General features: G+C 57.6%; 16 protein-coding genes. 5 read left to right on the top strand and 11 right to left on the bottom strand.

Features of this window, described 5'->3' with window-relative positions; genetic code table 11:
• Positions 1-15 precede the first annotated feature (15 nt).
• The 3 genes from clpB to rluD all read right to left on the bottom strand — a co-directional run bounded on the left by clpB (position 16) and on the right by rluD (position 4,391).
• Positions 16-2,580, bottom strand: coding sequence for an ATP-dependent chaperone ClpB (gene clpB / locus N7607_RS03010; protein ID WP_279864490.1), 2,565 nt, complete (start codon positions 2,578-2,580; stop codon positions 16-18).
• A 121-nt stretch (positions 2,581-2,701) separates the two neighbouring features.
• On the bottom strand, positions 2,702-3,436 hold the full coding sequence (gene pgeF, locus N7607_RS03005) for a peptidoglycan editing factor PgeF (RefSeq protein ID WP_279864491.1): 735 nt from the start codon (positions 3,434-3,436) through the stop codon (positions 2,702-2,704).
• A complete protein-coding gene (rluD, locus tag N7607_RS03000) occupies positions 3,420-4,391 on the bottom strand; it encodes a 23S rRNA pseudouridine(1911/1915/1917) synthase RluD (RefSeq protein WP_279864492.1) in 972 nt (323 codons plus the stop codon). Before rluD ends, pgeF begins: the two co-directional genes overlap by 17 nt.
• Before the next feature lie 147 nt (positions 4,392-4,538).
• On the opposite strand from rluD, the gene N7607_RS02995 reads away from it, so the two are divergent.
• The 4 genes from N7607_RS02995 to N7607_RS02980 all read left to right on the top strand — a co-directional run bounded on the left by N7607_RS02995 (position 4,539) and on the right by N7607_RS02980 (position 8,870).
• The gene (locus N7607_RS02995; RefSeq protein WP_279864493.1) at positions 4,539-5,564 is read left to right on the top strand and encodes an outer membrane protein assembly factor BamD; all 1,026 of its coding nucleotides are present in this window, start codon (positions 4,539-4,541) and stop codon (positions 5,562-5,564) included.
• A 146-nt stretch (positions 5,565-5,710) separates the two neighbouring features.
• Positions 5,711-5,938, top strand: a complete 228-nt coding sequence (locus tag N7607_RS02990) for a PP0621 family protein (RefSeq protein WP_279864494.1) — start codon at positions 5,711-5,713, stop codon at positions 5,936-5,938.
• Entirely contained in the window at positions 5,935-7,527 is a 1,593-nt protein-coding gene (locus N7607_RS02985; RefSeq protein ID WP_279864495.1) for an ATP-binding protein, read from the top strand. The genes N7607_RS02990 and N7607_RS02985 overlap by 4 nt, the downstream gene beginning before the upstream one ends.
• 2 nt (positions 7,528-7,529) lie before the next feature.
• Positions 7,530-8,870 carry a sigma-54 dependent transcriptional regulator gene (locus tag N7607_RS02980; RefSeq protein WP_279864496.1) on the top strand — a complete coding sequence of 447 codons (1,341 nt, stop codon included), beginning with the start codon at positions 7,530-7,532 and terminating at the stop codon, positions 8,868-8,870.
• Positions 8,871-8,874: 4 nt separating this feature from the next.
• Here N7607_RS02980 and N7607_RS02975 read toward each other — a convergent pair whose 3' ends face one another.
• The 7 genes from N7607_RS02975 to N7607_RS02945 are packed head-to-tail and all read right to left on the bottom strand — an operon-like array spanning position 8,875 to position 17,511.
• A complete protein-coding gene (locus N7607_RS02975; protein ID WP_279864497.1) occupies positions 8,875-9,966 on the bottom strand; it encodes an FAD-dependent oxidoreductase in 1,092 nt (363 codons plus the stop codon).
• Between the two features lie 27 nt (positions 9,967-9,993).
• Complete coding sequence (locus tag N7607_RS02970; RefSeq protein WP_279924016.1) at positions 9,994-10,425, bottom strand: type IV pilin protein; 432 nt, start codon at positions 10,423-10,425, stop codon at positions 9,994-9,996.
• Between the two features lie 25 nt (positions 10,426-10,450).
• Positions 10,451-15,367 carry a PilC/PilY family type IV pilus protein gene (locus tag N7607_RS02965; protein ID WP_279864498.1) on the bottom strand — a complete coding sequence of 1,639 codons (4,917 nt, stop codon included), beginning with the start codon at positions 15,365-15,367 and terminating at the stop codon, positions 10,451-10,453.
• Positions 15,368-15,383: 16 nt separating this feature from the next.
• Positions 15,384-15,788, bottom strand: a complete 405-nt coding sequence (locus tag N7607_RS02960; RefSeq protein ID WP_279864499.1) for a PilX N-terminal domain-containing pilus assembly protein — start codon at positions 15,786-15,788, stop codon at positions 15,384-15,386.
• 9 nt (positions 15,789-15,797) lie between these two features.
• Positions 15,798-16,532, bottom strand: coding sequence for a PilW family protein (locus N7607_RS02955; RefSeq protein WP_279864500.1), 735 nt, complete (start codon positions 16,530-16,532; stop codon positions 15,798-15,800).
• A gap of 14 nt (positions 16,533-16,546) precedes the next feature.
• On the bottom strand, positions 16,547-17,011 hold the full coding sequence (gene pilV, locus N7607_RS02950; RefSeq protein WP_279864501.1) for a type IV pilus modification protein PilV: 465 nt from the start codon (positions 17,009-17,011) through the stop codon (positions 16,547-16,549).
• Positions 17,008-17,511, bottom strand: coding sequence for a GspH/FimT family pseudopilin (locus N7607_RS02945; RefSeq protein ID WP_279864502.1), 504 nt, complete (start codon positions 17,509-17,511; stop codon positions 17,008-17,010). Before N7607_RS02945 ends, pilV begins: the two co-directional genes overlap by 4 nt.
• Positions 17,512-17,629: 118 nt before the next feature.
• Between N7607_RS02945 and N7607_RS02940 the strand changes: the two genes are divergently transcribed.
• Positions 17,630-18,145 (top strand): GspH/FimT family pseudopilin, encoded by a 516-nt coding sequence (locus N7607_RS02940; RefSeq protein ID WP_279864503.1) that lies wholly within the window; start codon positions 17,630-17,632, stop codon positions 18,143-18,145.
• Here the strand turns inward: N7607_RS02940 and ispH are convergent.
• A complete protein-coding gene (ispH, locus tag N7607_RS02935) occupies positions 18,129-19,076 on the bottom strand; it encodes a 4-hydroxy-3-methylbut-2-enyl diphosphate reductase (protein ID WP_279864505.1) in 948 nt (315 codons plus the stop codon). The two genes, N7607_RS02940 and ispH, sit on opposite strands and share 17 nt — an antisense overlap.
• Positions 19,077-19,111: the final 35 nt, after the last annotated feature.

Raw genomic sequence — 19,111 nt, 5'->3', positions numbered from 1 at the left:
TCATGATCGCCGAACTCAGGCGAAGACGATTTCGTCGCCCTCGACCCGCGCCTGGATCGCCATGCCGGGCAGGAAGCTGCCGGCCAGGATCTGCTGCGCCAGCGGGTTCTCGATCCAGCGCTGGATGGCCCGTTTCAGCGGCCGCGCGCCGTAGACCGGGTCGAAGCCGACCGACACCAGCTTGTCCAGCGCCTCGGCCGACAGTTCCAGGCTCAGCTCGCGCTCGGCCAGGCGCTGACGCAGGCGCGCCAGCTGGATCTCGGCAATGCCGGCGATCTGCTCGCGGCCCAGCGGCTCGAACACCACCACCTCGTCGATGCGGTTGACGAACTCCGGGCGGAAGTGACTGCTCACCGCGTCCAGCACCGCCGCGCGTTGCGCCTCGCGATCACCGACCAGCTCCTGGATCTGCGCCGAGCCGAGGTTGGAGGTCATCACCACCACGGCGTTGCGGAAGTCCACGGTACGCCCCTGGCTGTCGGTCAGGCGACCGTCCTCGAGTACCTGCAGCAGCACGTTGAACACGTCCGGATGGGCCTTCTCCACCTCGTCCAGGAGGATCACCGAGTAGGGTTTGCGGCGCACCGCCTCGGTCAGGTAGCCGCCCTCTTCGTAGCCCACGTAGCCGGGCGGCGCGCCGATCAAGCGCGCGACGGAGTGCTTCTCCATGAATTCGGACATGTCGATGCGCACCATGGCTTCCTCGGTATCGAAGAGGAACTCGGCCAGCGCCTTGCACAGCTCGGTCTTGCCCACCCCGGTGGGGCCAAGGAAGAGGAAGGAGCCGCTGGGGCGATTGGGGTCGGCCAGCCCGGCGCGGGAACGACGCACGGCATTGGCCACCGCCACCACGGCCTCGTGCTGGCCGATCACCCGCTTGTGCAGGTCGTCTTCCATGCGCAGCAGCTTCTCGCGCTCGCCCTCGAGCATCTTGGCCACCGGGATGCCGGTCCACTTGGACACCACCTCGGCGATCTCCTCGTCGGTGACCTTGTTGCGCAGCAGCTGGTTCTCGCTCTTGCCGTGCTGGTCGACCATCTGCAGGCTGCGCTCCAGGTCCGGGATCACCCCGTACTGCAGCTCGGCCATGCGCTGCAGATCGGAGCGGCGCCGTGCCGCCTCGAGGTCGGCCTTGGCCTGCTCGATCTTCTGCTGGATCTGCGCCGAGCCTTGCACCTCGGCCTTCTCCGACTTCCAGATCTCTTCCAGGTCGGCGTACTCCAGTTCCAGCTTGGCGATGTCGTCCTGCAGCTTCTCCAGGCGCTTCTTGGCCGCCTCGTCGTCTTCCTTCTTCAGTGCCTCGCGCTCGATCTTCAACTGGATCAGGCGGCGCTCCAGACGATCCAGGGCCTCCGGCTTGGAGTCGATCTCCATGCGGATGCGGCTGGCGGCCTCATCGATCAGGTCGATGGCCTTGTCCGGCAGCTGGCGGTCGGTGATGTAACGGTGGCTGAGCTTGGCCGCGGCGATGATCGCGCCGTCGGTGATGGTCACGCCGTGGTGCACCTCGTAGCGCTCCTTGAGGCCACGCAGGATGGCGATGGTGTCTTCCTCGCTCGGCTCGTCCACCAGCACCTTCTGGAAGCGGCGCTCCAGGGCGGCGTCCTTCTCGATGTACTGGCGGTACTCGTCCAGGGTGGTGGCGCCGACGCAATGCAGCTCGCCACGGGCCAGGGCCGGCTTGAGCATGTTGCCGGCGTCCATCGCGCCCTCGGCCTTGCCCGCACCGACCATGGTGTGCAGCTCGTCGATAAACAGGATGATGCGCCCTTCCTGCTTGCCCAGCTCGTTCAGCACGGCCTTCAGGCGCTCCTCGAACTCGCCACGGAACTTGGCCCCGGCGATCAGCGAACCCATGTCCAGGGCCAGCAGACGCTTGTCCTTCAGGCCATCCGGCACCTCGCCATTGATGATGCGCTGGGCCAGGCCCTCGGCGATGGCGGTCTTGCCGACACCGGGCTCGCCGATCAGCACCGGGTTGTTCTTGGTGCGGCGCTGCAGGACCTGGATGGTGCGGCGGATCTCGTCGTCACGACCGATCACCGGGTCCAGCCGGCCCTCCTCGGCACGCTTGGTCAGGTCGACACAGTACTTGTCCAGGGCCTGGCGCGACTCCTCGACATTGGGGTCGTTGACCGCCTGGCCGCCGCGCAGGTTGGCGATGGCGTTCTCCAGGGCCTTCTTCGACACGCCCTGGGCCAGCAGCAGTTTGCCCAGTTTGGTGTTCTCGTCCATGGCGGCCAGTAGCACCAGCTCGCTGGAGATGAACTGGTCGCCCTTCTGCTGGGCCAGGCGATCGGCCTGGTTGAGCAGGCGCGCCAGGTCCTGCGACAGGTTCACGTCGCCGGTGGGGTTCTGGATCTTGGGCAGGCCGTCCAACTCCTTGGCCAGGGCCTTGCGCAGGGCGCCGACATCGAAGCCGACCTGCATCAGCAGCGGCTTGATCGAGCCGCCCTGCTGCTCCAGCAGGGCCTGCACCAGGTGCAGCGGCTCGATGGCGGAATGGTCGAGGCCGACGGCCGCGGATTGGGCGTCGGACAGGGCAAGCTGGAGCTTGCTGGTGAGACGATCGATACGCATGAATTGTCCTTCCTTCAGAAAGCGGGCCGGAGCGCTGAACTGCTCCTCTGAGTGAAGCCCGGTATTGCTCTGTAGATAGGGACAGTTTCGGCCGATTCAAGCGCCAACTATTTGCTGCGGATCAATCGACCAGCCACACCAGCGAGGCGAAACGCCCGGTGCGGGCGGCTCGACGATAGGAGAAGAAGCGCTCGTCACTGACGGTGCAGAGGCCGCCGCCATACACGGCAGTGACGCCGCGGGCCGCCAGGCGGATGCGGGCCAGGGCATAGATGTCGGCCATGTACTTGCCGGGATTACGGCTGGGGAGAAAGGCCTGCGCGGCCTCGGCATGCTGCGCCAGGAAGGCTTCGCGCACCTCGGGGCCAACCTCGAAGGCCTGCGGGCCGATGGCCGGCCCCAGCCAGACCAGCATCTCGGCGGGCTCGACCGCCAGCGCCTCCAGGGTATTTTCCAGCACCCCACCGGCCAGCCCACGCCAGCCGGCATGGGCCGCCGCCACGCGAGTACCGGCACGGTCGCAGAACAGCGCCGGCAGGCAGTCGGCGGTCAGCACGCAGCAGGCGATGCCCGGCTTGGCACTCCAGCAGGCGTCTGCGATGGGCACTTGGGTAGGATCGGCTTCGACCACGCCGGGGCTGTGCACCTGCTTTAGCCATGCCGGTTGGCAATCCAGGCGCTCGACCAGCAGGTAGCGGTTATCGGCCACGGCTTGCGGATCATCCTCGACATGATCACCGAGGTTGAGGCTGTCAAAGGGCGGCAGACTGGTGCCACCGGCACGCGTGGTGACACAGGCACGGATGTTGGCCGGTGCCGGCCAGTCCGGCTGCAGCCAGTCAGACGAAGGATTCATTGTCCTGACGCAGCAGCGAAAGCATCCACACCAGGTCTTCCGGCAGCGGCGAAACCCACTTCATGCGCTGACCGGTGGCCGGATGCTCCAGCTCCAGGAAGCGCGCATGCAGGGCCTGGCGCGGAAATTCCTTGAGGGTCTGCACCAGGGTCGGGCTGGCTGCCGGCGGAATACGGAAGCGCCCGGCATACAGCGGGTCGCCGATCAGCGGATAACCGACATGGGTCATGTGCACGCGAATCTGGTGGGTGCGCCCGGTCTCCAGCTTGACCCGCACATGGGTATGCGAGCGGAAGCGCTCCAGCACCCGGTAGTGGGTCACGGCCGGCTTGCCGCCGTCGATCACCGCCATGCGCTGGCGGTTGGCCGAGCTGCGGCCAATCGGCGCGTCGACCGTGGCACCGGAGGTGATCACGCCGATGCAGATGCATTCATAGATGCGGCTGACCGTGCGCTTCTGCAGCTGGTCGACCAGTTTGGTCTGCGCCTGCAGGGTCTTGGCCACCACCATCAGGCCGGTGGTGTCCTTGTCCAGGCGATGGACGATGCCGGCGCGCGGCACGTTGATGATGTCCGGCACGTGGTGCAGCAGGGCGTTGAGCAACGTGCCATCCGCATGCCCGGCCGCCGGGTGGACCACCAGGCCCGCCGGCTTGTCGATCACCAGAATGTGCTCGTCCTCGTAAACGATGTTCAGCGGAATATCCTGCGCCACCCACTCGCCCTGGGCCTCCTGTTCGGCCTCCAGGCTGAGCACGGCGCCGCTGTGGACGATGTCGCGCGGGCGAATGACGGCGCCATCGACGGTCAGGCGGCCGTCCTTAATCCAGGTCGACAGGCGCGAGCGCGAGTACTCGTCGAACAGCTGGGCGGCGACCTGGTCGAGGCGCTGACCACCGAGGTCGGACGGCACTTCGGCGGTGAGTTGGATGAGCTGATCGGAATCTTCGGACATGGGCTGCTGCGGAGGGCGGTGCGGCTTTTGGTTTCGGCGGCACGCTGTGGTTAAATACGGCGTCTTTGTCCCGGCATTTTCCGGGGCGCTCATCATAACAGGACGGTCGAGGCCTAGACAGCCGCCGTCACAGGGACGCAAGCCACCATGCAAGTGAAACACCTGCTGCTGATCGCCACCCTCGCCTTCGTTGCCGCGTGCTCCTCCAACAAACCGGAAGTGGATGAGAACCTTAGCGAGACCGAGCTCTACCAGCAGGCCCAGGAAGACCTCAGCAGCAACAGCTACAACAATGCCATCGCCAAGCTGAAGGCCCTGGAGTCGCGCTACCCCTTCGGCCGCTACGCCGAGCAGGCCCAGCTCGAACTGATCTACGCCTATTACAAGAACGTCGAGCCAGAGGCCGCCAAGTCCGCCGCCGAGCGCTTCATTCGCCTGCACCCGCAGCACGCCAACGTCGACTACGCCTACTACCTCAAGGGTCTGGCCTCGTTCGACCAGGACCGTGGCCTGATCGCCCGTTTCATCCCGCTAGACCTGACCAAGCGCGACCCGGGCGCCGCCCGTGACTCGTACAACGAGTTCGCCCAGCTCACCAGCCGCTACCCCAACAGCCGCTACGCGCCGGACGCCAAGGCGCGCATGGTCTACCTGCGCAACCTGCTGGCCGCCTACGAGATCCACGCGGGCCGCTACTACCTGACCCGCCAGGCCTATGTCGCCGCCGCCAACCGTGGTCGCTACGTGGTGGAAAACTTCCAGGAAACTCCCGCCGTAGGCGACGGCCTGGCCCTTATGGTCGAGGCCTACCAGCGCCTGGAGCTGAATGACCTGGCCGCCACCAGCCTGGAAACCCTGAAACTGAACTACCCGGACCACCCCACCCTGGTCGACGGCCAGTTCGTGCCCCTGGAAGAAGAGGCCGACAACCGCTCCTGGCTGGCCAAGGCCACTCTCGGCCTGATCGAATCCGATGCACCGCTGCCGCCGGGCGAGACCCGCGCCAGCCAGGACGTGATTCGCCAGTACGAGGAAGCCCAGGAAGAGATTCCGGACGAACTGCAGCCGGAAAACCAGGGCGAAGAAGCTCAGGAGGACCTGGAGAGCGAAGCGGAAGGTAACAGCGACGACCGTTCCTGGTTCAGCTACATGACCTTCGGCCTGTTCGACTGAGTCGTTAGCGCGATACAACAAGGGAGGCCTGGCCTCCCTTTTTCATGCCCGCGCCCCGCGCAGCAGTGCAGAACAACGGCGTTTTCCTGCTGCGCCTCAAGCGACTCCTTGGCTAAACTGCCAGCCTGCCAACAAGAGAGCACACCATGTTCCGTCTGCTGTTCTGGGTCGCCGTGATCGCCGCCGCCGTCTGGTTGTGGCGCCGCTTCAATCGCCCCGCCGCCCCATCGGCAAAGCCAGCTGAAGGTCAGCCGGCACCCATGGTGCGCTGCGCCCAGTGCGGCGTGCATGTGCCACGCGACAAGGCCCTCTCGCAAGAACAGCTCTGGTATTGCAGCCAGGCACATCTGGAACAGGGGCAGCCACGGCAGTGAGCGCAGAGCACCTGACTCTCGACGGCATTCCCGGCCGCCGGATACTGCGGCTATACAACCTGTACCGGGTTGCCCTCGGCCTGGCGCTAGTCTTGTTGATCTCCAGCAAACTGGACAGCGAGCTGCTGGAGCTGGCGCATGTACAGCTGTTCCGCTACGGCAGCTGGGCGTACCTGATCGTCAACGTCCTGATAACGGCGCTGATGCAGCGCCCCAAGTACCTGATTCAGGTGTTTGGCCTGGCACTGCTGGACGTACTCCTGCTATGCGCACTGTTCTACTCAGCAGGCGGCACGCCTAGCGGGATCGGCAACCTGCTGATCGTGGCAGTGGCGATTGCAAACATTCTGCTACGCGGGAGGGTCGGCCTGCTGATTGCCGCCGCCGCCGCCATCGGCATGTTGGCCCTCACCTTCTATCTGAGCCTGCATCGCCCCGCAGCCGGCACTCAGTTCGTCCAGGCTGGCGCACTGGGTGCACTCTGTTTTGCCGCGGCGATTTTCCTCCAAGGCCTCAGCCAACGCCTGCAACAGAGCGAAAGCCTGGCTGAACAAAGGGCGGTCGATGTCGCCAGCCTTGAAGCGCTCAACTCGCTGATTCTGCAACGCATGCGCACCGGCATCCTGGTGTTGGACAAGCAACACAAGGTGTTGCTGGCCAACCAGGGCGCCCTCGGCATGCTTGGCCGCAGCAGGCTGGAAAACAAGGTACTGGACCCACATTGCCCGGATCTCGTCCAGCGCCTTCAGCAATGGCAGCACAATCCGACCCTGCGTCCGCAGAGCCTGCAGGCGGTAGCCGATGGACCTCTGTTGCAGCCCAGCTTTATCCCCTTACATAGAGGCGATGAGCAGCACACACTGATCTTCCTGGACGATATCTCTCAAGTTACCCAGCAGGCCCAGCAGCTCAAGCTAGCCTCGCTTGGCCGACTGACTGCCGGCATCGCCCATGAGATCCGCAACCCGCTGGGCGCCATCAGCCACGCCGCGCAGCTACTGCAGGAGTCGGAAGACCTGGAGGAACCTGACCGGCGCCTGGCCCAGATCATCCAGGATCACTCGCGGCGGATGAACATGGTGATCGAGAACGTATTGCAGCTTTCGCGTCGCCGCCAGGCCGAGCCGCAACTGCTCGACCTGAAGTACTGGCTACATCGCTTCGCCAGCGAGTTCCGCAATTCGGCACGCCTGGATCAGACCCTGCACCTGGAAACCAGTACTGGCAGCCTGCAAACCCGAATGGACCCACACCAACTGACCCAGGTGCTGACCAACCTGGTGCAGAACGGCCTGCGCTATAGCGCCCAAAGCCACCAACTGGGCCAAGTGTGGCTTAAGCTCTATCGCGACGCCGAGAGCGATCTGCCCACTCTGGAAGTGCTGGACGACGGACCAGGGGTGCCAGTAGAGCAGTTGCAACATATCTTCGAGCCCTTCTACACCACGGACAACAAGGGCACCGGCCTGGGCCTGTATATTTCCCGCGAGCTGTGCGAAAGCAACCAGGCTCGCCTTGACTACAAACCGCGCGAGGGTGGTGGCAGCTGCTTCCGCATTACCTTCGCCCACCCACGCAAGCTGAGCTGAACATGAACACCCGGCAGAGAGCCCTGATCGTCGACGACGAGCCCGATATTCGCGAACTCCTGGAAATCACTCTGGGCCGCATGAAGCTCGACACGCGCAGCGCCCGCAACGTCAAAGAGGCGAGGGAGTGGCTAGCTCGCGAGCCATTCGACCTGTGCCTGACCGATATGCGCCTGCCCGACGGCACCGGCCTGGAGCTGGTGCAGCATATCCAGCAGCGTCACGCGCAAGTTCCGGTGGCGATGATCACCGCCTATGGCAGCCTGGATACTGCAATCAACGCGCTCAAGGCCGGCGCCTTCGACTTCCTGACCAAACCCGTCGATCTCGGCCGCCTGCGCGAACTGGTGGCTACCGCGCTGCGCCTGCGTAGCGGTGAGCACGAAGAGGGCCCGGTCGATACTCGCCTGCTCGGCGACTCGCCACCGATGAAGGCCCTGCGCAACCAGATCCAGAAACTCGCGCGCAGCCAGGCTCCTGTCTATATCAGTGGCGAATCTGGCAGCGGCAAGGAGCTGGTGGCTCGCCTGATCCATGAGCAAGGGCCGCGCAGCGAAAAGCCCTTCGTACCGGTCAACTGCGGCGCCATCCCTTCGGAGCTGATGGAGAGCGAGTTTTTCGGCCACAAGAAGGGCAGCTTTACCGGAGCCATCGAAGATAAACAGGGCCTCTTCCAGGCTGCGGACGGCGGCACGCTGTTCCTCGACGAAGTCGCCGACCTGCCACTGGCCATGCAGGTCAAGCTTCTGCGCGCCATCCAGGAAAAGGCCGTGCGCGCCGTCGGCGGCCAGCAGGAAGTAGTGGTGGACGTACGCATTCTCTGCGCCACCCACAAGGATCTGGCGACAGAGGTGGCTGCCGAGCGCTTCCGCCAAGACCTGTTCTATCGGCTGAATGTCATCGAACTGCGCGTCCCCCCACTGCGCGAACGCCGCGAAGATATTCCGCTGCTGGCCGAGACCATGCTTCGCCGCCTCTCCGAAAGCAGCGGGCTAGCAGCCGCCAGCATTACAGGAGAGGCCTTGGAGAAGCTCAAGTGCTATCGCTTCCCCGGCAATGTGCGCGAACTGGAGAACATGCTAGAACGCGCCTATACCTTGTGTGAAAACGAGCAGATACAGGCGATCGACCTACGCCTTTCGGATGCAGCGCCAGCTGCTGAGAGCGGCGAAGCTTCACTATCGCAGATAGACAACCTAGAAGATTATCTAGAAGAGATCGAGCGTAAGCTAATCATGCAAGCTTTGGAGGAAACTCGCTGGAACCGCACCGCCGCAGCTCAGCGCCTAGGATTGACGTTTCGCTCAATGCGCTATCGCCTGAAAAAGCTAGGAATCGATTAAGGCTTTAGCCAAATCGCCCTGCGGGACAATACGGCGCCGGGTCAACTATTGGTTCACGCCCAAGAATAAGATCAGCTAACAATTGGCAAGATGCGGGCGCTAGCACCAATCCATTCCGGTAGTGACCACAATTGAGCCAAAGGCCTGGAAAGGCCGGCACCCCACCAATGAAAGGAACTCCATGTGGCGAGCCCGGCCTCAAGCCGGCCCAATGGCCAACCACAGGCGAGCCAGCCAACGCTGGCAACAGTTGTTCTGCCGAAGCTCGAAGACATTGCAAGGCTTCATCAGTAGGCGTCTTGTCAAAACCTACATATTCCAGCGTACTACCCACTAGGATATGCCCATCACGCCGTGGAATCGCGTAGCGCCCGCGCATCAAAACCATAGAGGACAAGAAATCTTTCGAGCACTTGTAAAGAATCATTTGCCCTTTAACTGGAGCGATCGGTAGAACAGGACCAAGTCCGCTCATCAAATTACCGCTCCATGCTCCCGCGCAGACAACTACCTGATCTGCGTGTATGTCGCCATGCGATGAATGAACTCCGGATATGCGACACCCACTTCGAATAAAGCCAGTAACATCGCAATGCTCTCGCAGGGAAACATTAGGCATTGATTGCAAAGCATGACGTAGCGCCTTAAGCAATCTAGGATTGCGCACATTGGCAGCATTCGCCATATATATTGCGCGCTCATAATCGAGTGCCAAGGCCGGGACTGCCAAGCGCACAGACCGTATATCAACCTGCTCTAATCCTGCACCCTCACGTTCAGACCACGCTAGGGCATCAGCATCATCATCCAAATCCAGCCAATACAAACCACTTACATACACTTCAGGATCAAGGTTTGCTTGCACATGAAGCTGTCGAGCCAAGATAGGATAGAAAGCTTGCGACCACCTTGCTAATGCAGTAACGGCTGAGTCGTAACGCCAAGGATACAGGGGAGAAACAATACCACCCCCAGCCCAAGAGGACTCCCCCCCAAACGATCCAATCTCGGTCAGCACTACGTCAATACCAGCGCGAGCCAAGAACAGAGTGGAAAGCATGCCGACGATGCCACCACCCACACAAACCACTCTCAAAGGCTCGCCTCCAAATAGCGCATCACTTTAGCGCCGCCAACAGGCTGCCGCCCCTAGACTCCCCCCCGACACCGAAGTTTGCCCGGCCTGCGTAATGGTAAAAGTTCCACACTCATCGCCAACCATTGCACCTACTGGCGCAGCATTCAACGTGTAACTTGTAGCAGTAATAGCGGAGGCGCCAACATTATAATAAGCAGTACCGCTCGCTGGAATAGAGGCTTGAAATACGGGCGCAATACTCGCGCAAGCGCTTGTGTCGCAGTAGCGACCATTCTGCGAGTAGAAAACCTCTAACCGCTGAGCCGCCTCAGTCAGCACTGCTGCGGCCTCTGCTCTTCGAGACTTCTTTATATATTCTTGATAGATCGGCATAGCTATAGCAACCAAGACACCGATTATAACAATCGCTATCATCAACTCAATAAGGGTGAATCCCGACGAAGTTTTAGGTTCCACAAACACCTCGATAGAACTGGAATAATTACTCAAGTTGCTGCCAAGACAAACGACCACGAACCAGTGTCGCCCCGCCCTTTTCCCAAACTTTGGTCAGACCACCACTTGAGCCAGAAATATATTTACCTTCTTTATCGCCAAAGCCCACAAAAGCTGGCGGACGAATCAACTCATCAAATTTTCTTCCGCCAATCGAATATTTCTCATCATTGGACAACTTATACATATCCCTCTCATCGATCTGACCATCTTCATTCAAGTCCAGTACGGAATCATTAAAGCGCTTACCACTGACAGCGTCCATCTCCATCAGCCAGCCAGAACCACCAAATTCACAGGTATCAACTGGCGGAATCAGCGTCGTAAAGATCAATCGGCCATGGCGCACAACTGCAGAGGCGTTGACACGCTCACCCAGCCCTCCAGCTGGCGCCGGCGGTTTAAGCCTGATAAACCAGCCCATCTTGGTGGCATAGTCAACTTCGTTGGCTGAGGTCACGCGAATGGCAAACCCTGCGCTGGTCCCACCTACCAGAGGAGCATTATCAACCTCATAGATTATCGTTTGCTCTACAAGGTCCGATAAGGTAGTGGATGAACTAAAAGGCGTCCCATCTAAATACTTATCCTGAACGGCATACATTGCTTGCACTGTGCTGTCTTGTTTATCGGTAACCCCCATATACCGACCAGTACCAACATAAACCATGAGTTTATTATCTGCTGTTGTATAGAGCGCGGGAGCCGAAGTAATTGGTTGACCGCCCTCAGTCTCCAATAGTGGTCGACCAGACAGATCAACGTCCCAGCCTGAAATATCGGACGCAGTCAGGTTAAACCGCCATAGCTTTCCGGCATCATCACCAGCATAAACATAGTCCACATAACCATCATTATCTCGATCCAGAAGGGCGGGTGCCGCCAAAGACTGGCCGAGCCCACTAACACGCATGCGCTTAATCAAGCGCCCGGTGGCCAGATCTACGACCAGCAACGATGCACGACCACTTGCACCGTTATAGCCGTTGGAAAATATCGCCACCGACTTATTGCCCGCTTTAACTCGAGCAATTTGCGGCTTACCAATGGTATAACCCATGTCGGTAGCGCTCATACCAACCCCCAGGTCAGCGGCTTCTGTCTTTGGTTCGAATTCCCATAGCACACTAGAGTTTCCAAATGCCTTGGGGTTGGTCACATCAAGCGCATACAGGCCTTTCCCACCAGCGCCAAGCGCCCCCAGCAGGACCGTCTTCCATGCACTACCTATCTTTGCATCACTGACCGCACTGGGGCCATCAACATAATATTTATGCCTATAGGACGGCAATGTCAGCTCGTACATACCCGGAATAATCGTACTTGGTACATAAGCCAGTAATTCCGTACCTACCGGAGTGCCAGTTCCGCAATTAAGCGCACAGACGCCATGCAGCAAACCGGCATTAGTACCTGCGTAAACCATTTCGGGACGATTAGCCAATCCATCTCGGAAAGTAGCATAGTCAGTCCTATCAGACGTAGGGACATAGGCAAGCCGGGACTCTAGATTATCGACATATACAGGATCTGAATTGGTGATATCACCGATCACTCCATTAACACGATCACGGAAGGGGCCACCAAAGCGCTGCTCTCTAGTACTATTACCCCTTAAATAATCCAGCCTTTCTTGCGCGACCGAATTGGCAACAGGACCAACAAGCAAATTACTCTGCTGATCAGGGCTCAAATTCGACCAAGTGAACGACATGCCTCCGCCCAATATCGTATTCAATGTTCTGATATTTCGATCACCGAACGCAGGTACACGCTCAGACGAGTTCCAAACAATATTTCCTATCTGACTATTGCTGAGAATTTCGTAACCAACTAGCTCACCAGACCAGTTAGATGTGCGGAAGCGGGCCTGGACGACTTGACTCTTACCTTCGACAAACTGCCCTGTACTTGCCGCAGCAGCCGACGAAGAAGAAAGAGAGCGCAGAATCTCACTGAACGCCTTATCTAACTGGTCACGCAACTTCAAGGCATTGGTAACCAAGAAATAATTGTCGGGATTAGGATTAAGTGCCAGCGAGCTAGTCCACTCCTCCTTCAGATCCGGTCGGGCATTGGCGTTCTTATCATTGAATCCACCCCACTTAGCCGCATACCACAACGGATCTTTGAGCAAGGTTGCCGCTGGGGTTGAGCTGGCAGTGAATTCGCGCGTTGCCTGCAGTGGAAGTTTGGTGGTAGTGCGCTGCTGGCCAGGCAAGCGCCCCGGTGGAGTGTCCAGAGGATGGAGGTAATCATCGGCCTCAGCAGTGTCCACATCCCTTACTTCCAAGAACACGCCATCGGTGGTGGTACCAGAAATAACATACCCCATGTGCTGCACCACTCCACCGGCAGCATAGTCAGAACTCATCGAAATAGTAAGTTTATTATTAGCATCAACTTGATAACTGTAGCGGGCAATAGCATCCATATCATGGTCGTTACCCTGCTCTACGTCTTCGAAGTTAACCCTGAAGACACCGCTTCTGGCATCTGCCGCAATGGACTCCACATAAAAGTCAACAATAGTATTGGTGGGTGCGTAGGTATTCCATGCCGCGTCGCCGCCATACTTAACAGATTTTGCAAATGGAACTAACGTTACGGTGTTCCCACCGACGGGAATCTTGAACTCCGGAAGAGGCGATGCTAGGGCGATTGCATATGTACTCATCCTCTGCTGGCCAGAACGGGCGTTAAGGTCGGTTGTCAAGCCGTGATAAGCCACACTAGCAGCGTAATAGCCACCACGCTTAGTGGGCTCTTCGGGAGAAAGTCCACGAGTATTCTTGAAAGTCTTTGCAATCTTGGCCGTTGGCCCTGAAGTTGCATCTCCATTAGTCTCGCCAATGAAGATATTCTTGTCTCCTCCTATTTCATACTGCCAAATCGCATCCCCCAATGCCCCTACATTCAAACCTGTCAAATCTGTGGTGAACGATGGATTCCAGTAACTGCCAGGAAGATCATCAGTATCATAAGATGGATTAATATCGGAAATAACAGTTTGAACTGGAACAGAACACGACTGCACACCAGGCTTGGAGTATGGGTTCGTCCATGTGGCAGTTGGTTGAGCCAATCCAAGTGCGCTGTCATGAGTGGAACTCGAATACGTAAAACTACTAGTTGGCCCGCCTCTACCAGCGAAATAGCGAACTGCCTCATACATCATTTCGGAGATAGGATTCCCCCACATATGACATTCATTATTACCAATTGCACGCGCCAACAAGCCGCAGCCGGAATAAGAGCCATTATAACCAACAATTTTCAATTTATTGATAGAGCCGATAACGCCGTTCACCGTCGAAACAAATTGACCTGTAGTCGAGTCAATTTCGTCAGAGATGTTAGATACCTCCCGCCGAATTACGCCACCACGAGTGTTATTTACGTGGCTCCCTGTCAGCAGCCCGAATAGCATTTTGGGAGTAGCTCCACCACCGTACTGCTGCAATATCCCCTCTGGCTTAAAGGATTCGCGGTCAACCCCACTAACTCGGCGAACATATCGCGTACAATTATCTTCTAGAAGCCCGACCTTGCAAACCTGCACTCTTGCCACGTAATCCGTCATTACAGATGCAGGAATAGTGCGCCCGAAAACTGTTAGCTGGACATTCTTCAACCCGGCACCGCTACCAACGCTTTCCGGGACTACTTGCCAGTTTTGACTAGGGCGCTTCCATGCTAACTGATACGAGTCACCCCCCGCCCCTTCTTCATGGCGAAAGACCACTGAGTACTCCCCCACCGCAAGAGGGATAACCGGTGATTTGTTACTCCAATTCGATATGACCGAATTTGAATCGGTCGTATCCTGCGCACCATGACCATTATACCAGCCAAAACTACCGACCCCCTCAATTGTGAAGTCGACAGCATCATCGCCATTAATAGCGAACTGATAATTACCCGCCTGGGCAACCACCAGCCTGCCATTCAGTACGCTGATATAGTTATCCTGCTGCCCAAGCTGAGAAGCGCCAGTTCCTGGCAGGGTTTCCGCGCCACTTACACGCTTATCGATCTTGGTGCGGGAGACAGGACCATAGATAACTTGGTCAGAAAATTTATTTATCAGCGCCGTAAATTCGGAAGCTGTGGCAGGGCGGGTTCCGTCTACCCCAGCAGACACAACACAATTTCCCGCCGGGTTAATACAGGTATCGCCAGCAACAGGCGCTTCTTTCGACACCCACTCCCATATACGTCTAGTCGAGTTAGTCAAGACCCTAATCAGGGGCTTTGTAGTATCGGTATTTAGGTTCACGCTCGCAAAAAGATGGCGTGCATTAGAGGCCGGCTGAGCGAGAGGTGTGTAGTCCGTAATACTATAGCCATCGACTGCAAGACTTTTGTATTCTTTTCCCCAGCTATGCCCGTCTTGCGGGGTATAACTGCGCTCCAACACGGTCTGCACCGTATTATTGTCCGCCCGGTCTACTCGCCTATATCCGCCATACAACACTTTACGCAAGGCATCTATACGGGAAGTAGCCACGTAGTTAAGGAAATTCCCACTCCACTCACCACCACTTGCAACAATGCAACGCCTCAGAGCGTCAGCTGGGCGAGACTTTGGAACAAATATTTCCGCACTGCTATCCCAGTCATAGCAGGTGGCCGAATCAAAGTAGCCAAAGTAGGTAATTGATGGCTTGAACCGAATATCGACCACACCATCGCCATCAAGATCCGAGGCATCATTATAGGCCTCATAATAAAGCTTATGATCACGCCCCATCACCAACATATTCAGCGGCGTCACAGTGCGGGAGGTATACAGCGGTTCCGTGGCAATATCAGTAGCCGCAGACACGGGCATGCTCGACAAGCCGACACCCGCCGTAAGCGTAAAAGAGACGAAGACCCGAGCAGAAAATGTACCTTTCATCTTTCTTCATCTCTTCCTAGTTAGGGCGATATGTGGACTGCAAGACAACACGCGCATTATTATCAATGCCATAACCAATAGCTGTAATAAGAAAAACAGAATTTGCGTAAGCAATCTTCTGCACATGGTAATATGCTTTAGCAGTGGATGCCGCCCACCCACCCCCACTAGGCACAGAACCCGCCTGCGGCAAACTCATGGCAGTTGTCGAGCTGTAAGCACTATTGCTCTCAACATATTGTTCACCCTCTCGCAGAGCACCCTCCGCCATCTGGAATGCTCTATTCTCCTCCACAGCGTTACCTACCATCTTCTCCTGCATAGTGGACGACTGCATGGAGGAAATACCCAGTATGGTTAATAACAATAAAAACACCATACAAATAATAAGCGCCGAACCATTCTGCTTTGACTCGAACATATGATCCTCTCAAGGTAGACGGTTGCGAACAGCAACAACCGACTTGAATATCTGATCACCAACAGTGTCGCCTCTCAAGGTCAATGTGACTTCAACACTGACAACAGAGGACCACTTCGCAGCTGCAGCTACAGCCGAAGCAGGCTGGTAGCTCTCGGCCCACCCGGTAGCGCCAGAAACCCCATAACGGAATGAGATGCTCCTTACGCCAGAGTCGATTATGTTCTCAGTGCCGCGCATTAGACCGCTCCCTGAAATAGAATAATCAACACTTGAGAGCACATAGATAGAAGCCTCGGGCGGATAACCTACAGGGATAGTTTGTCCAGAAAAAATTGACGCCCTAGTACAGTCAGCTACCACGCGCGGCGTCCCGACGCCGGAAAAATCGACCGCATTAACAGTACCAATTGGATGAGCCCCCACGAACATTAGGGAGAGAACCCCTGAGTTTTCTACAAGCGCGGTATCATTTATCGAATTGTATGAAGAGTTGCCGGTATCATTGACAATTTGCGCCTTCCTAGAACATCCCCAGTAGCCAACCTGCCGTATATCTTTGGCTATTTGCTCAAAGGCAAATCGGGCATTTTCTTGGACTCTCGCCATATCATCTTGAGTGCGGAATGTTTGCCGCTGGCTCAGGAAAACCTGTATGACCGCCCCACCAATGACAAGACTCAAGGTAATAGCAATCATTAGCTCGATCAAACCTATACCTTGCTGACCACGCAGCACGGACACCTTGGGTACATTTATCATATGAGTGGATCCAGTCGTGTTACAAAGGTGAACTGGGTCTTACTCGCCGCCGCGGAGCCTGACTGCTTAATCCTGGCTTGGTCGTCCGCCTCAATCACGACAGTCAGAGTTCGCGTTGCACTAGCCCATTGGACGGCCCCATCACCGCCAGGAATTGACGTCTCCAGCTGATCCAACCAAGAGTACAAATCATCATTAGCCATTGGGGTGCGTGCACTGGGCTTTGCAGCAGACATTGCAATTACATAACTATCTACATTCTCCCGATTAGCTCGAATTCGCTCAACAATGTCATAGGCTAGGAAATTTGCTTGTGAGCGCCACTGCGAGCCTTGCGTATATTTAAGAGACTGCAATTGCATGGCAGCCAACCCCAACAAGCCAATCGCCAATATCACAATGGAAACCAGAACTTCGATCAGGGTGAATCCACTCTGTCGCTTAAGCGAGTCCTTGATCATGGTGCTGTGCATACCTCAACTTTTGTTCTGCCCGTAGATCCCACCGTCAGATCGCGATCACGAGCTGCACTGCAAGCGCCACCGACGGAGCGATATGCCAACACCACATCACCTCCGGACTGACGGCCGGAACCCTCATAAACAACCTCGGTTATTGAGGATCCGCTTCGCTTCACCTCTAACGTGGCGCCCGATGCAACTCCTCTAAAAGTACGCACAAGGGTATCGCCTGAGTCGCTGCAGCTGCCATTACCAGTGGCATCTTGCTTAACCTCCCAGCCCGCCGCCCATGACGCCGAAGATACGCATGCCCGCTGATTCCGCTTAACCGCTTCGGAACGAGCCAAGGACAACGCTGTGGTGATCGCGCTGACATCGCTCGATGCTCGCACTCCACGCATCAAGTCAGCGAAAGCAGGCAGCGCAATTGTCACGAAAGCCGCGAGCACCGCAATCACCACCATCAGCTCGACCAATGTGAAACCCTTCTGCACACGCATGGGAAAATCCACCCTGAATACTCGCCTACACTTTATTTCGCCCTAAGCGCAACGCAACACGCCAGAGGATGGCCGGGCACATTCTAACGACCACCGGTAACAACCAAGGAAGGCAGATATGGAGAAGGGATTCTCGCTCGTAGAGCTATTCGCGACGCTCGCTATCGTTTCGATGATCATGATGATCGCCGCGCCAAGTACGAAGACATTAATCAACCGGGAAAGGGCGATTAGTGATGCGAGTTTGCTGCATGGTGCATTACAGCAGGCCCGCCTTCACGCCGTAACAACCGGGCAGGCCACCACCATCCAAGCAGTAAACAATACCTGGGGGAGCGGCTGGCGCATCTACATCGACCCCAATCGCAGCATGAGAGCCGAAGACTCACCAAAAGTGATTGCCGAACAAGGTGCTCGTTCGTCCCATATCACCGCCACCAGCACGCTACAGAATGGCGTTCACTTTCTACCAAACGGGCGAGCCATCCTGCAGAGTGGAGGTTTTCAAGCAGGCACCTTCAGTGTGTGCCAAGCAGGCTCTGCAAGCAGTTACGAATTGATCATAAGCAAGATTGGGCGTGTCCGGCGTGCAAGCGAGCCAAACAACACCAAATGTACTAATCCAACGCCTTAACGCGTAGTTCCTTCGGCATTGAAAAAACTACGTTCTCGGGGCGGCCTAGCAGCTCCTGGGTATTACTAGCGCCCCAATTCCCTAACTGCCGAATAACACCCTGCACAAGTACCTCTGGAGCCGAAGCACCAGCCGTGATACCAACTATCGCCTCCCCCTCAAACCACTCCGAGCGAAGATCCTCAGCCCCATCGATTAGGTAGGCCGGCGTGCCGATACGCTCGGCCAGCTCGCGCAAGCGATTGGAATTGGAGCTATTTGGACTGCCAACCACCAGCACCACATCACACTCCGCTGCCAGTTGCTTCACCGCATCCTGCCGGTTCTGTGTGGCATAGCAGATATCGTCCTTGCGCGGCCCACCGATGCTGGGGAACTTGGCACGCAAGGCGTCGATGACTTTGCTGGTGTCGTCCATAGACAGCGTGGTCTGGGTGACGAAGGCCAGCGTTTGCGGGTCGCGTACTTCGAGTGCAGCTACATCCTCTTCGTCTTCCACCAGATAGATGGCGCCGCCGTTGCGGGCGTCGTACTGGCCCATGGTGCCTTCGACTTCCGGATGGCCCTCGTGGCCGATGAGGATGCACTCTCGGCCGTCGCGGCTGTAACGCGCGACTTCCATGTGCACCTTGGTCACCAGTGGGCAGGTGGCGTCGAAGACCTTGAGGCCACGACGTTCAGCCTCCTGGCGCACGGCCTGGGAGACGCCGTGGGCACTGAAGATGACGATGGTGTTGTCCGGCACCTGATCCAGTTCTTCGACGAACACCGCACCGCGGGCACGCAGATCCTCGACCACGAACTTGTTGTGCACCACTTCGTGACGCACATAGATCGGTGCGCCGAACACTTCCAGGGCGCGGTTGACGATCTCGATGGCGCGATCGACGCCGGCGCAGAAGCCGCGGGGGTTGGCGAGTTTGATTTGCATGCTGGGTATCTCGGCGCGCGCTGAAAGCGATGGGG

It is taken from the genome of Pseudomonas sp. GD04019 (assembly GCF_029837695.1).
Taxonomy (GTDB): Bacteria; Pseudomonadota; Gammaproteobacteria; order Pseudomonadales; family Pseudomonadaceae; genus Aquipseudomonas.
The sequence above is the reverse complement of the archived record's forward strand: the minus strand, read 5'-3'. Positions and strand labels throughout refer to the sequence as shown.